This window comes from Pseudomonas chlororaphis subsp. piscium, assembly GCF_003850345.1.
Taxonomy (GTDB): Bacteria; Pseudomonadota; Gammaproteobacteria; order Pseudomonadales; family Pseudomonadaceae; genus Aquipseudomonas; species Aquipseudomonas piscium.
Window position 1 is genome coordinate 5,784,212 of the sequence record NZ_CP027707.1, and the last position, 12,735, is coordinate 5,796,946.

General features: G+C 66.1%; 9 protein-coding genes. 2 read left to right on the top strand and 7 right to left on the bottom strand.

Annotated elements, in window-relative coordinates; translation table 11 throughout:
- Positions 1-18 precede the first annotated feature (18 nt).
- The 7 genes from C4K38_RS26120 to C4K38_RS26150 form a co-directional block, all read right to left on the bottom strand.
- A complete protein-coding gene (locus C4K38_RS26120; RefSeq protein ID WP_053280770.1) occupies positions 19-1,050 on the bottom strand; it encodes a ferredoxin--NADP reductase in 1,032 nt (343 codons plus the stop codon).
- Positions 1,047-2,351: a fatty acid desaturase gene (locus C4K38_RS26125; RefSeq protein WP_053280771.1), complete on the bottom strand. Its 1,305-nt coding sequence runs from the start codon at positions 2,349-2,351 to the stop codon at positions 1,047-1,049. The genes C4K38_RS26120 and C4K38_RS26125 overlap by 4 nt, the downstream gene beginning before the upstream one ends.
- A gap of 79 nt (positions 2,352-2,430) precedes the next feature.
- A complete protein-coding gene (locus C4K38_RS26130; RefSeq protein WP_053280772.1) occupies positions 2,431-3,567 on the bottom strand; it encodes an acyl-CoA dehydrogenase family protein in 1,137 nt (378 codons plus the stop codon).
- A 28-nt stretch (positions 3,568-3,595) separates the two neighbouring features.
- The gene (locus tag C4K38_RS26135) at positions 3,596-6,208 is read right to left on the bottom strand and encodes an aminotransferase class III-fold pyridoxal phosphate-dependent enzyme (protein ID WP_053280773.1); all 2,613 of its coding nucleotides are present in this window, start codon (positions 6,206-6,208) and stop codon (positions 3,596-3,598) included.
- Positions 6,201-6,479 carry an acyl carrier protein gene (locus C4K38_RS26140; protein ID WP_025806154.1) on the bottom strand — a complete coding sequence of 93 codons (279 nt, stop codon included), beginning with the start codon at positions 6,477-6,479 and terminating at the stop codon, positions 6,201-6,203. The genes C4K38_RS26135 and C4K38_RS26140 overlap by 8 nt, the downstream gene beginning before the upstream one ends.
- A gap of 472 nt (positions 6,480-6,951) precedes the next feature.
- Complete coding sequence (locus C4K38_RS26145) at positions 6,952-7,821, bottom strand: LuxR C-terminal-related transcriptional regulator (RefSeq protein ID WP_053280774.1); 870 nt, start codon at positions 7,819-7,821, stop codon at positions 6,952-6,954.
- Positions 7,818-9,572, bottom strand: a complete 1,755-nt coding sequence (locus C4K38_RS26150) for a fatty acyl-AMP ligase (RefSeq protein ID WP_231998592.1) — start codon at positions 9,570-9,572, stop codon at positions 7,818-7,820. The genes C4K38_RS26145 and C4K38_RS26150 overlap by 4 nt, the downstream gene beginning before the upstream one ends.
- Before the next feature lie 433 nt (positions 9,573-10,005).
- Here C4K38_RS26150 and C4K38_RS26155 point away from each other — a divergent pair, with 433 nt between their 5' ends.
- Positions 10,006-11,475: an amidase gene (locus tag C4K38_RS26155; RefSeq protein ID WP_053280776.1), complete on the top strand. Its 1,470-nt coding sequence runs from the start codon at positions 10,006-10,008 to the stop codon at positions 11,473-11,475.
- A gap of 14 nt (positions 11,476-11,489) precedes the next feature.
- Entirely contained in the window at positions 11,490-12,632 is a 1,143-nt protein-coding gene (locus tag C4K38_RS26160; RefSeq protein ID WP_053280777.1) for a fatty acid desaturase family protein, read from the top strand.
- Positions 12,633-12,735: the final 103 nt, after the last annotated feature.

Below are 12,735 nucleotides of genomic sequence, written 5' to 3' on the forward strand. Positions count from 1 at the left end.
CTTCCTCTGTCTGTATCGCTAATCGACTTGCAGGCGCACGTCGTCCGTCAATGGATAGCCCACGCACAACAGTGCCTGGCCCCGATTCAGTTCGTCCGCCGACAGCCCATGGTCTTCGCGCATGCGTACCTGCCCCGTCAGCCGGGTGCAGACACAGGCGGTGCAGAAACCGCTGCGGCAGGAAAACGGCGGCTGCACGCCGCTGGCCAGGGCCGCGTCGAGCAGGGTCTGGCCCGGGGCAACAGTGAAATTGAACGCCTGGCCCTGCATCAGCAGCTCCACGCGTTTTTCCGTGTCGCCGCCGACCTCTGGCGCCTTGGCCGGAGTGAAACGCTCCTGGTGCACGCGCTCCGGGGCAATGCCCAGAGCCTCCAGGGCGGCGGTCACCTCGTCCATCATGCCGCTGGGGCCGCAGCTGTAGTATTCGCGGGCCTGCGGGCCGGGCAACGCGCCGAGAATGTCCATCACCCGCTCGCGGGTCAGGCGCCCTTCGTGGGCCCCCGGGGTGTCCGGCCGCGACAGCACATGCACCAGTTGCAAACGCTCGCCGAAGGTCTGCCGCAGCTGGTCGAGCTTGTCGCGGAAGATCACCGACTCCTGGTTGCGGTTGCCGTAGATCAGCGACACCTGCGAGTCCGGCTCGAAGTGCAGCGCCGACTTGAGGATCGAGAAGATCGGCGTGATCCCGCTGCCCGCCGCCAGCAGCACCAGATGCCGCCCCCTGCCCGGCTGCGGAGCGAAGGTGAAGCGGCCGTGGGTGCCGAGGGTCTGCACCGCGTCGCCGGCACTCAGCTCCTGCACCAGGCGGTTGGAAACCTTGCCGCCGGCCACCCGCTTGACGGTAATCGACAGGGTCTTGTCCAGCCCCGGCGTGCTGCTGATGGAATAGGCGCGGCAGCCCTTGGCGCCGTCGACGTCGACCTCCAGGGTCAGGTACTGCCCGGCGCTGTAGCGGACTTTGCGCAGCAGCGGCTGCTTGAGGTGAATGGTCACCGCGTCGTCGGTTTCCCGTTCGATGGCGGCGACTTTCAAGGTCAGGGGACGGTTCATGGCTGGCCCAGGGCGCTGTGCGCGGGTGTGGATTCGTGGGCATCGTGCGGTGTGGCGAGGCGCCGTTGATGGGCGTGCTCATGGGCCGCGATGGGCGCCGGCAGCACCCGGTATTGCAGCAGGCGGACTTTCTCGTCGTGCTCCAGCGGCTGCCACCAGTCCAGCTTGTCCGCCAGCGCATCGAAGCGGCGCAGCATCAGCAGCACGAACAGGCCGAACACGCTGAGGTCGCGAAACACCATGGAACCCGCGGCCGCCAGTTCCGGCTTGAGCCGCTCGAACAGCGCCGGGCTCTCCGACCAGTGGCCGATGGACCAGTGATGGTGGCAGGCGTGATAACCCTCGTTGAGGATATTCACCGGCGTTTCCAGCAGGGTCACGGTGTTGTACATCCAGTCCTTGGGGTCTTCCTGGCCGCCGTAGAAAGCGTGCTGGCTCCAGTGGATGACGCCCATCAGGAAGTTGCTCGCGCACCAGGGCACCAGCATGTAGAACACGGCGATCGGCAGGCTGTAGAACGCCAGCGCGACGAACAGCCCGACATGCACCAGGTTGCCCATGACCATGGCCCGGGCCTGGCTGCGCTTGTGCTTGCTCTTGAAGTACAGCCAGGGCGAAACCATGAGCTGCTGGTACATCACCTCGCGCACCATATACACGGCGAAATCCCAGGCGCTGGCATGGTCGTAGCGCGCCGTGGCGTAGACATCCAGCGGCCCGGCGTTCTCCCGGTGATGCTGTTGCAAATGCGCCGCCGCGTGGGGGATCAGGCCCATGGGAATGGCAAAGAACATGTACAGGAAGGAGTTGCCGACCCAGCGATCCAGCAGGCTCGAGCGCTTGAAGATGCCGCCGGGCACGTGGCCTTCCTGATGCATGGCGCTGAAGGAGCGGACGAAGCCGCGGATGTTCGGGCCGTAGACGAAGGCATAGAACAGCAGTACCAGCAGCCAGGAGATTTCCTTGAGCCACAGCTGGGCGATGAACACCGGCCCGGCGGTCAGACCCAGGCTGATGGCGGCGGCCAGGATCGGCTCGTCCCGCGGATCCTTGAGCAAACGGTCGGCCAGCGGCTGCAACAAGCGGTGATAGCTCGCCACCAGCCAGCCGCCCAGGGCCTTCATTCCCGGCAGCCACGACAGCATCCGGCGCCCGGCCTGCAAGGTGCAGGACAGGGCCAGGATCACAACGATGGCCGCGGTGTTGAACACCAGCAGCAGACTGAACAGCGGAACAGCCAGACAGTGAAACCCGCGACCGACATTGGCCGGGCGCGGCGGATAGAGAAAATCGCTACTCATGCTTCTACTCCATTAGGCATGTTGCCGAGGCCGGAGCGACGCCAGGGGCGCCACAGCTCCGGCTGCGGTAGCAGGCGAATCAGGCGCTGTAGGACTCGCGCAGGAACTGCGCCAGCAACGGCGTGGCGGCGCTGCGGGAGATCGGGTGGAAGCAGATCGCCCGGGAGGCCGCCAGCAGATAGGCCACCTCGTCGGAGGCGATGAAGGCCATGCCGCCCAACAGCTCGACGCTGAGGTTGGTCGCACGCTCGATCGCCGCCTGCACCAGGAAGCGCGTGCACAGCGCCTTGTGGTAGGTGTTCATTGGCGCATCCTGTTGCGCCTGCAATTCGCCGGCGGTGCCGAGCAGCGCCTGATGGGCGCCTTCCAGCTCGATGCACAGCAGGGCCAGTTGCGCGGGGTCGGCGAAGGCTTTTCGCAGCAGCCGGTCGACCAGGGCCGAGGCCACGCCCAGGTAGCTGCCGCCGACCATCAGCTGGAACCAGCTCAAGCCGTTGAGCGAGGTTTCCATGGCGGTGGCGGCCACTTCCTCGCTGTCGGCGCCGTCGGCCAGCAGCATGCGCTCGCTGGGCACGAACACGCCGTTGAACACCAGTTCGTTGCTGTCGGTGGCACGCAGCACCGTGGCGTTCCAGAAGGGTTCGCGGGTGACCGTACTGCCATCGGCAAAGACCACGGCAAAACCCTGGCTGACGCTGCCGTCGTCCTGTTCACAGGCGACACCGACCACGATCACATCCATGTGGTGGCTCATGGTGCAGGGCTTCTTGCTGCCGTCGAGGACGAAACCGCCCTCCACCGGCCGTGCCTTGACGCTGCGGTTGAAGATCTCCGAGCCCGGCTTGCCCTCGGCGAAGGCCGAGGCGATCAGCAGCTGGTTCTGGGTGATGCCCCACAGCAGTTCTTCCGCCGCCGGGATCAACCCACCCAATTGCACGATGGTGGCGATGGTGTGGTGGTGCATGGTCATCATCACCGCCAGGGATGGGCACAGCGAACCTATGGCCCGCAGGATCTCCACGGTTTCCTCCGGCGAGGCGCCGAGGCCGCCGTAGGTCTCGGGGATGATCAGGCCGGCGGCGCGGTAGTCGCGAAACAGCCCGCAGAGCACGGCCGGGTCGGCCTGTTCCAGGGCCATCAGGCCACGCTCCCGGAGGGCGGCGAGCAGGCCCGGCAGGTACTTCTCGGTGGCGTTGCGGGCGTTGTGCATCGACATGGTATGGACTCCTTTCTCGTTGTCAGGGTTAACCGGCTTTTTCGATCAACTGCTCCACCGCGGGGGCGAAACCGAAGGCTCGGGCCAGGTCGAAGATCGCTTCGGCATCCTCCAGCGGAGGACGCTTGCCGATGCTGTAGTCGCGCTGCAGGCCGGCCATGGTCAGGACCATGGTTTCGGCCAGGCAGCTGAAGGTCACGCCCGTGGGCAGACCGGTGAGGTTCTGTTGGCCGAAGCGTTGGCTGCGGTCGGGCAGATGGATCAGGCCGCCCTCGATCACCGTGACGTCCGGGCGCAGCGCCAAGGTGACGTGACCGATGTCCGGCGGCTGCGCGCAGTCGCAGATGATCGCGTTCTGATGCAGGACCAGCGGGTCGATAAAGGCCGAGCCGTTGGAGGTGGCCGAGAGCACGGCTTCCAGGCGCGGCAGCCAGCTCCCCAGGTCCGCGGTGATCACCAGCGGCGGCTGCACCTGCGGCTTGCCTTGGGCCAGGGCATCGACGCTGTCGAACAGTTCGCGCAATTGCTCCTCGTCGCCAAGGTCGCGATCCAGCAGTTGCTCGACGCTGGCAAGGCTCGGCAGGAGCAGCACCAGGGTCTTGGCGATGCCGCTGCTGTGGCCGCCCTGGATCTGCAGCAAGGCGTCGCGATACAGCTCTCCGGCCACCAGCCGCAGCTCGTCCATGGCGCCCCGATTGGCCCCATTGCCGAGCAATACCAGGTGCTCGCAGAAGCGCCCCAGGCGCAGGCTGGCCAGGCGGCCCACCGAACCGTAGGCACCGATCACCCCGGTCAGGCGCTTGGCCAGTGGCGCGCCCCGGTTGGCGCAGGTGCTCAGCAGCGCATCGACGCCGACCATGGCCGTCAGGCTGTTGCCGGTGGTGGTGTGGAACCGCTCGTTGATGACATCCGCCCCGGCACTGGAAATCACCGAGGTGTAGGCCCCCAGCCCGACGAAATCCACCTCCAGCTCGGCGACGCTGTCCAGGTAGTTGCCCAGCAGCTTGCGCCGCTTGCCCAGGCTCAGGCGCATCAGGTCGCGCGGTTGCAGCAGGCTGCCGACCAGCCAGCCTTCGACGTAGTCGCCGGCATCGTTGTAGACCCGCCGGGCGTGATAGGACACACCGGCATCGAGGTCCGGCTTGGCCCATTCGGAGAAGTCGTCGAGCCAGCCCTGCATAAAGGTTTTTTCCGCCGCCGACAGCCCCAGGCCGTCCACCACGCTGTCGCCGTTGACGCTCTCGGCAGTGGTCGGGTGCAGCAGGAAGGCGAAGCGTCCCAGGCAGCGCCCGCTGCTGCGCGGTTTGCCGGGCACCACCCAGGGGCTCGACACGCCCCGTGGCCCGGCATAGCCGTGGGCTTCGAGAATCAAGCGATGCTGCTGGTTGTGCACCACCAGTTCCGCCACCGCCTTGAGGCCTTCGAGCAGCAGGTCGATGTCGGCGCGCTCGATGCACAGCGGCGGCTGGATGCGCAACACGTTGCCTTCGGTGAGGGTCGGCAGGCAGTACACGCCATGCCGGCTTTTCAGGTAGCCGCAGACGATCGGCACCAGGGCACCGAAGGCACTGGCCAGGGACAGGGTGTACAGCCGCTCGCCGCTCCAGCGGCGGAACTTCAGGCCGAGCATCAGGCCGCGGCCGTCGAGGCTGTGGAACACCTCGGGATAGTCGCGCACCAGACGCGACAGCCCGGCGTGCAGGTAGGCGCCCTGCTCCGCCGCATGCTTGAGCTGGGCGCCGTCGTTGGCCGTGAGCTGGTCGAGCACGGCCAGGCCGATGGCGGCGCTGAAGCCATTCACGGCGAAGGTGGAACTGTGGTGCCGGTCGAAATCGCGGCTCCAGCATTGCTCGCCGTAGATGCATGCACCGATGGCTGCAACGCCGCCGCCCAGGGCCTTGGCCAGCAACACCACGTCCGGTTCCAGGCCGTGGGCGGTGGCGGCGAACAGCTCGCCGGTGCGGCCCAGGCCGGTCTGGATTTCATCGAGAACGAACAAGGTGCCGTATTGCCGGCAGAGGTTCTGCGCCGCCAGCAGGTAGCCTGGCGGGGGGGTGATCATGCCCGCCTCGCCCTGCACCGCCTCGACGAAAAAAGCCGCGGCACGCCGGGTTTTCAGCAACGCCTCGAGGGCCTCCAGGTCGCCATAAGGCACATGGCTGAACCCCTCGGCGCGGATCTGGAACGGCTCGCGGTAAGTGGCCTTGCCGGTGACCCCGACCGCGCCCTGGGTCTTGCCGTGAAAGCCGGTCAGGGTGCCGATCACCAGTTCGCGCTGGGTCGCGGCGCGGCACAGCTTGATCGCCGCTTCGACCGTCTCCGCGCCGCTGGTGGTGAAGGTCACCTTCGAGTGGCTGCCCGGCGCCAGTTCGATCAGGCGCCGCGCCAGTTCTTCGGCGCCGGGGTTGATCAGCGGCTGGACCAGCGAGGCCTGGCCGCTGGCGAGGAATTTGTGGATTGCCTCGGTAATAGGCGCCGCGCCATAACCGAAGGGCACCGCGCCGAACTGGCCGACGAAATCGATCAGGGTCTGGCCGCTGGCGGTTTCGATACGGGTGCCCTGGGCGCGAACCACGGTCTCGTTGAGGCCGACGAATTCCAGCAGTTCCTGGCGGGTGATATTGAGCAGCGAATCAGCCATGGCTCACCTCCGCCACAGCCCGGCGCGCGCCCTGGTTGATGACGCCATACAGGTGCTGGCTGACCTTGCGCACGGTGTCGTGCTGGTAAGCCAGTTCGGGGTCCAGGGAGATACCGAAACGGTCTTCGAACTCGGCGGACAGGCCGACGATCAGCACCGAGTCGACGCCCATCTCATGGAACGAACGCTCGACGTCCAGCGACCCGGAATCGACCTCCAGCAGGCTGGCCAGGGTTTCGGTCACGGCAAAGGTTATTTCGTCTATATGCACAGTCGCCTCCCAGCGTATTTCGCTTCCTTTGCATGGCCGTTGGCCCGCGCCACCCCATGGTAAAACCACGGGATCAACGCTTGGGCAGGCGTCATGATGCAAACGCGTTTTGAGTGTGGATGCCCTGCCGCAGCAGGCCATTTGCTACACCCCGATGCTCGGCGTCATGCCGGTTCAGCTCAATACTCCGTAAGGAGTAGCGCCGGACCGGAGGGCGCGGTCGAAGCCGAAAATGAGCGGGCACGCGACGCCTCGAAATGCCGCGTCAACGACCGAGCATCGACCGCCTCCCCCCTGTAGGAGCGAGCTTGCTCGCGATAGCCGCGCAGCGGCAGCTCCATTGGGCACCGTGCCGTCGTTGAGATTTTTTCGCGGGCAAGCCTCGCGCCTACAGAGGCGCAGGCGACGCCGAAGCACTGACCCCCGTCAGCACTGTGGAAGGGTTACCGGATGAAAGACAGGCAGGCAGCACTCACTCGTCGCAGAACAACGCCGCGATCTGCGCCCGACTCGACGCCTGGAGTTTGGAGAAGATGTTCTGCAGGTGGGTTTTCACGGTCTTGTCGCTGATGCCGAGGATCTGGCCAATCTCCCAGTTGGTCTTGCCTCGGGCCACCCAGCGCGAAATCTCCGCTTCGCGGCTGGACAGGATGGACAACAGTTGATGGTTCGGCCCCGGGTTGTGGCGCAACAGCTTGCTGCCCAGCGCCCGGTTCAGGGCGATGTGCAGGTACGGGGCGAAGACCATCATGCGCATTTTGCTTTCATGGGCCACGCTGGCCGAGATGTTGTGAAAGAAGTAGCCGGTGAAGGTGTTGCGGTGCAATCCGGGCAGCAGGGTCCAGCCCAGATTGCGTATGCCGTGTTCGCGAAAGATCTTCGCCCACACCTGGTCCGACGAGTTGCCCAGGCGCTCCAGGGTGGTGAACTTGGGACGTCCGCAATGCTCGATGGGGTCGATGCCCAGCGGCGGAATCATGCCGTCGCGACCGACGATGGCCTTGATCAGGTCGTCGGAGACGCTGTCCGGATGAATCAGGTGCGAAAAGAACACCCGGTGCGCGCGGACCCGGCCGCTGGCGAACACGAAGTTCTCGCACGGCAGGATCTGCGGCAGCGCCAGCTGGGTCTGCTGCGTCAGCTCGGCGATGCTGCGCGCCGAGGTGATGGAGTTGAGCACGCTGGTCAGTTGCAGCCGTTGCTGGCTGTCGGTGGGCGGCAACGACAGCACCGACCGCGGGCGGCTGGCCAGCTCCAGACGCGGTTCGCAGAAGGCCGGCTGGGCGAACAGCAACGCCGCGGGTTTGGGCGCGTGCACCGGGCCGATCGATAGACTGGTCATGCTTCCACAACCTGGCTGTCGAGGGTGATGTCACGCAATACCCGGCCGTTGCTCTCCACCGCGACCACCGACTTGTCCAGCGGATGGGCTTCGGCCGGCGCCGTGCCCTCGAGTGCCGCCAGCCAGGGAGCGAACTGTTTGCGGCACTCCTGGCGCTTGATCTTGCCGCTGGAGGTACGCGGCAACGACCCGCCGAACACCAGCAACAGCACCGGCCGCGCCAGTTGGTGCTGTTGCCACAGCCGCGCCTTCAAGTCGCTGAACAGCTGCGGCAGGTCGAGGCTGCGCAAGGCACGCCGCTCGATTTCCTGGGCGATCACCACCTGCTCGCTGTCGCCGGTCTCGATGCTGAAGGCCGCGGTGCCGTCCGGGCGAAAACTGTCATGGGTGCGCAGCACGGTGTTCTCGATATCGCCGGGGTGATGGTTGACGCCATTGACGATGATCAGGTCCTTGAGCCGCCCGGTGACGAACAGCTCGCCGTCGAGCAGGAACCCCAGGTCGCCGGTGCGAAAGTAGCGCGACCAGCCAAGCGCCGGCGGGGCCGGGCGAAAGGCCGCGGCGGTGCTCTCCGGGCGTTGCCAGTAACCGCTGGCAACGCTGTCGCCAAGGATGCAGATCTCCCCGACCCGCCCGTCCTCCAGCGGCTGTTCGGTGTGCGGGTCGCAGATGAACGGACCCTGCCCCGGAATGCCGCGGCCGCTGCTGACCAGGGTGCGCAGGCGCAGTTCGGCCTCGCTGCCCTGGCCGTCATGCAGGCGCGCCACATTGTCCTCCAGCAAGCCGGCATGGAACTGGCGGATTACCGGCTCGCGCTTGCTGCCACCGGCGCTGACCATCAGCGTGCCCTCGGCCAGCCCATAGCAGGGAAAGGCCGAGGTGCTGGCAAAACCGGCGCGGGCGAAACGCTCATGGAAGGCGGCAATGGTCTGCGCCCGCACATGCTCGGCACCGTTGAAGGCCACCTCCCAACTGCTCAGGTCGAGGCCGGCCAGTTCTTCGTCCTTGATCTTGCGCAGGCACAATTCATAGGCGAAGTTCGGCCCACCGCTGACGGTGCCGCGGTAGGTACTGATGGCCTGCAACCAGCGCAGCGGCCGTTGCAGGAAGTGGATCGGCGCCAGCAGGGTCGAGCCGAAGCCGACGAACAAGGATTGCAGGATGCCGCCGATCAGCCCCATGTCGTGATACGGCGGCAGCCAGCTGACCAGGTGGCTGTCCTTGTGGGTCAGGAAACCGCGGCTGATGCTGCGCGAATTGTGAATCAGGTTGCCGTGGGTCACCGCCACTCCTTTGGGAATCCCGGTGGAGCCGGAGGTGTATTGCAGAAAGGCGATATCGTCCCGGGTCACAGGAACCGTCCGCCATTGGCTGGCCAGGGCCAGGTCCAGAGTCGCCATGTCCAGTACCCGCGGACTCTCGGCCTGCCCCAGCCGGGCGAGGATGGTCGGGACATCCTCGCCACTGGCCAGCGCCGCCGTCGGCTGGCAGTCATCGATGATGCCGTCCAGCCGGTCCAGGGTCTTGGTCGCCCCCGGCGGATAAGCCGGCACCGCCACCAGCCCGGCATATAGACAGCCCATGAAGGCGATCACATAGTCCAGGCCAGGCTTGAGCAGGATCAGCACCCTGTCCCCCGCCAGGCAATGCCCCTGCAACCGGGCCGCCGCCGCTCGGGCCGCGCGGTCCAGTTCAGAGAAGGTGATCAGGGTTTCTTCGTCTCGCCCGTTGTGCAGAAAACGATAGGCCAATCGGTCCGGGATCGTATGGGCGTGAAGCTGCAGACATTCCGAAAAATTCGCATACGGAACGTCGCTATCGTGGTCGTTCGTAGTCATTATTTTGTCCAGGCAGCCGTACTTAGCCATCTCCCGCAAGGCCCGAAATCTGCGGCCTTGCGCATCCATTACGCTTGATCATCCTCTGGGAGCGCGCACTCGAAGTTAATACTCCGAACGGCGTATACCCGCAATTTCCGCCCCCGGCGCATATTCGCCTCACAGCTCGATGCATGCATGGCTTTTTGCCATACACCCTTGCAGTCATCAGCCTTTTCAAAGATGTGAAGCCGACTATCCGGGCCTGCGCAAGCCGGGCTTGTGTAACCGGCCATGTCATGAAATCCAGGCCGGAACGGGAGCGTTCCGGTTTCGCCACCAGCGTGCGCAGCACCGGGAGAACAGGATGTCTTTTAGCGAATACGCCACCTTCGATGCGGTCGGCCTGGCCGACCTGGTCAGAACCAAGCAGGTACTCCCCTCCGAACTGCTGGAGGAAGCCATACGCCGCATCGAAGCTTTCAACCCGGCGGTCAACGCCGTGGTCTACAAGGCCTACGACAAGGCCCGGGCGCAGGCCGTCGAACAGGACAAGGCGCCTGCGACGGGGGCGCTGCACGGCGTGCCGTTCCTGCTCAAGGACATCCTCGGCGACTGCCAGGACCTGCCCTCGACCCTGGCCTCGCGCATGCTGCAAGCGCGGGTCATGCCCCAGGACTGCGAGCTGGTGAAGCGTTTTCGCCAGGCCGGACTGGTGTTCGTCGGCAAGACCAACGCCCCGGAGTTCGGCATTCTGCCCACCACCGAAGGCGCCTTCTACGGCCCGGCGCGCAACCCGTGGAACCTGGAATATTCCACCGGCGGCTCCAGTGGTGGCGCGGCCGCCGCGGTGGCCACCGGCATGGTTCCGGCGGCCCATGGCAATGATGGCGGCGGCTCGATTCGCATTCCCGCTTCCTGCTGCGGCCTGGTCGGCCTCAAGCCGACCCGGGCGCGCAACTCCCTGGCCCCGGACTTCGGCGAGCTGCTCAGCGGCCTGCTGGACGAACATGTGCTGACCCGCAGCGTGCGCGACAGCGCCGCCCTGCTCGACGCCACCCACGGCGTGGTGCCGGGCGACCCGTACCGCGCGCCGCCCATGCAGGGGCGTTTTCTCGACCAGCTCGGCCGCGAGCCGGGGCGCCTGCGCATCGCCTTTTCCAGCACCGACCCGGCCGGGCGGCCGCTGCACCCCGACTGCATCGCGGCGGTGGAAAGCACCGCGCGCCTGCTCGAATCCCTCGGCCACCATGTGGAAGAAGCCGCACCGCAGCTGGACCTGCAAAGTTTTGCCGAAGCCTTCAGCGCCCTGTGGTTCTCCGGGATCGCCTTCGCCGTGGAGCTGATGAGCCTGCAACTGGGACGCGGCCCGCTGCCCGGCGAGCTGGAGAACCTGACCCAGGCCGTGCATCAACGCGGCCTCGGGGTGAGTGCGGTGGAGTACCAGATGTCCGAGCTGGTGTTGCAGCAGGTCGGCCGGGAAATGGCGCGCTTCCACCAGACCTACGATTGCTGGCTGACCCCGACCCTGGCCCGACCACCGCTGCGCAACGGGGTGGTGGATATCCATTCCAGCGACCTGGAAAACACCTACGGCCCGCTGATCGACTACAGCCCTTTCACCGCCATCCACAACGCCTCGGGGCAACCGGCGATTTCCCTGCCGCTGCACTGGAACGCCGAGGGCCTGCCGATCGGCCTGATGCTCAGCGCCGCCTTTGGCGAGGAAAGCCTGTTGTTCCGCCTGGCCGGCCAGCTGGAGCAGGCCCGCCCGTGGAAGGACCGGCGGCCGCAGCTGTTCATGCAGCACCGCCCCCATGAAGCGGTTATCGGCTAAGGAGAACAGCACCCATGCGCACGCTGGACACCTCGACCGCCCCGCCTTATTGCCCTGCCGGCTCAGGCCAGGAGCAGCCTCTGCCGGGGGCCATACCCTGGCCCACCGATGGCCTGAACCGCGAGCAACTGGCGCGTCATGGCAAGGAGCTGATTCGCCAGACCCTGCCCTTCACCGTGGAAAACCGCCGCCTGAGCTGGTGGCATTTCTACTCGACGCTGCTGGTGATCGGGCTGTTTGGCGCGGCCGTGGGCATGCCGCTGTGGTGGCCGCTGCGCCTGGCGTGCGGCGTGCTGCTGGGCTTGTCCCTGGTGCGCATGTTCGTGCTGTACCACGACTACATGCACGGTGCGATTCTCAAGGGCTCGCGTTTCGCCGAGGTGTTCTTCAAGACCTTCGGCCTGCTGCTGATGGCCCCGCCGACGCTGTGGAAGCAGTCCCACGATTACCATCACGGCCACAGCTGCCAGTACGTCGGCGCGGAGCAGAACCGCCTGCCGCTGCTGTCCACCCACACGGACCTGGGCACCTTTCCCCTGCTGTCCACCGAGGAATATGCCCGGGCCGGGCGCCTCAAGCGCTTGCGTTATCGCGTCGCCCGGCACCCGCTGATGATCCTCCTGGCGTCATTCAGCATCTTCATTTTCAGCATCTGCATGGTGTCGCTGATCACCCAGCCGCGGCACCGACTCTGGTCGCTGCTGGCCCTGGCGCTGAACCTGGCGAGCGCCGTCGCCCTGGCGCTGCTGGCGCCGGACATCCTGCTGTACGGGGTGCTGATCCCCAGCCTGTCCGGCTCGGCGCTGGGCGCCTACATGTTCTACTGCCAGCACAACTTCCCCGGCGTGCGTTACCCCGAGCGCGCCGACTGGGACTACGCCGCCACCGCGGTGTTCTCCTCCAGCTACATGCGCACCGGCCCGCTGATGGCCTGGTTCACCGCCAATATCGGCTACCACCATGTGCATCACGCCAACTCGGGCATCCCCTTCTACCGCCTGCCGGAAGCCATGGCGGCGATCCCGGCATTGCAGTCGCCCATCACCACCTCGCTGCACCCGCGGGATATCTACCGCTGCCTGCGGCTCAAGCTGTGGGACCCGGCGCGCCAGCGCATGATCTCGTTCGCCGAGTTTCGCCAGCAGGCGCAACGCTGAAGGAAATGCGGCGGAAGCGTTGCCCAGCGAACGCTCGCCAGGGAAGATCGGCGCCGGAATTTTCCCGCCAATCGCGGGTCAGTAGAGCCACGCCTTTTCGCAC

What these genes read in the sequence shown, in the direction of transcription:
- C4K38_RS26120 (WP_053280770.1), bottom strand. Translation starts at nt 1,050, where the DNA reads ATGAACCGTCCCCTGACCTTGAAAGTCGCCGCCATCGAACGGGAAACC.
- C4K38_RS26130 (WP_053280772.1), bottom strand. Translation starts at nt 3,567, where the DNA reads ATGTCGATGCACAACGCCCGCAACGCCACCGAGAAGTACCTGCCGGGC.
- C4K38_RS26145 (WP_053280774.1), bottom strand. Translation starts at nt 7,821, where the DNA reads ATGACCAGTCTATCGATCGGCCCGGTGCACGCGCCCAAACCCGCGGCG.
- C4K38_RS26155 (WP_053280776.1), top strand. Translation starts at nt 10,006, where the DNA reads ATGTCTTTTAGCGAATACGCCACCTTCGATGCGGTCGGCCTGGCCGAC.
- C4K38_RS26160 (WP_053280777.1), top strand. Translation starts at nt 11,490, where the DNA reads ATGCGCACGCTGGACACCTCGACCGCCCCGCCTTATTGCCCTGCCGGC.
- C4K38_RS26135 (WP_053280773.1), bottom strand. Translation starts at nt 6,208, where the DNA reads ATGGCTGATTCGCTGCTCAATATCACCCGCCAGGAACTGCTGGAATTC.
- C4K38_RS26125 (WP_053280771.1), bottom strand. Translation starts at nt 2,351, where the DNA reads ATGAGTAGCGATTTTCTCTATCCGCCGCGCCCGGCCAATGTCGGTCGC.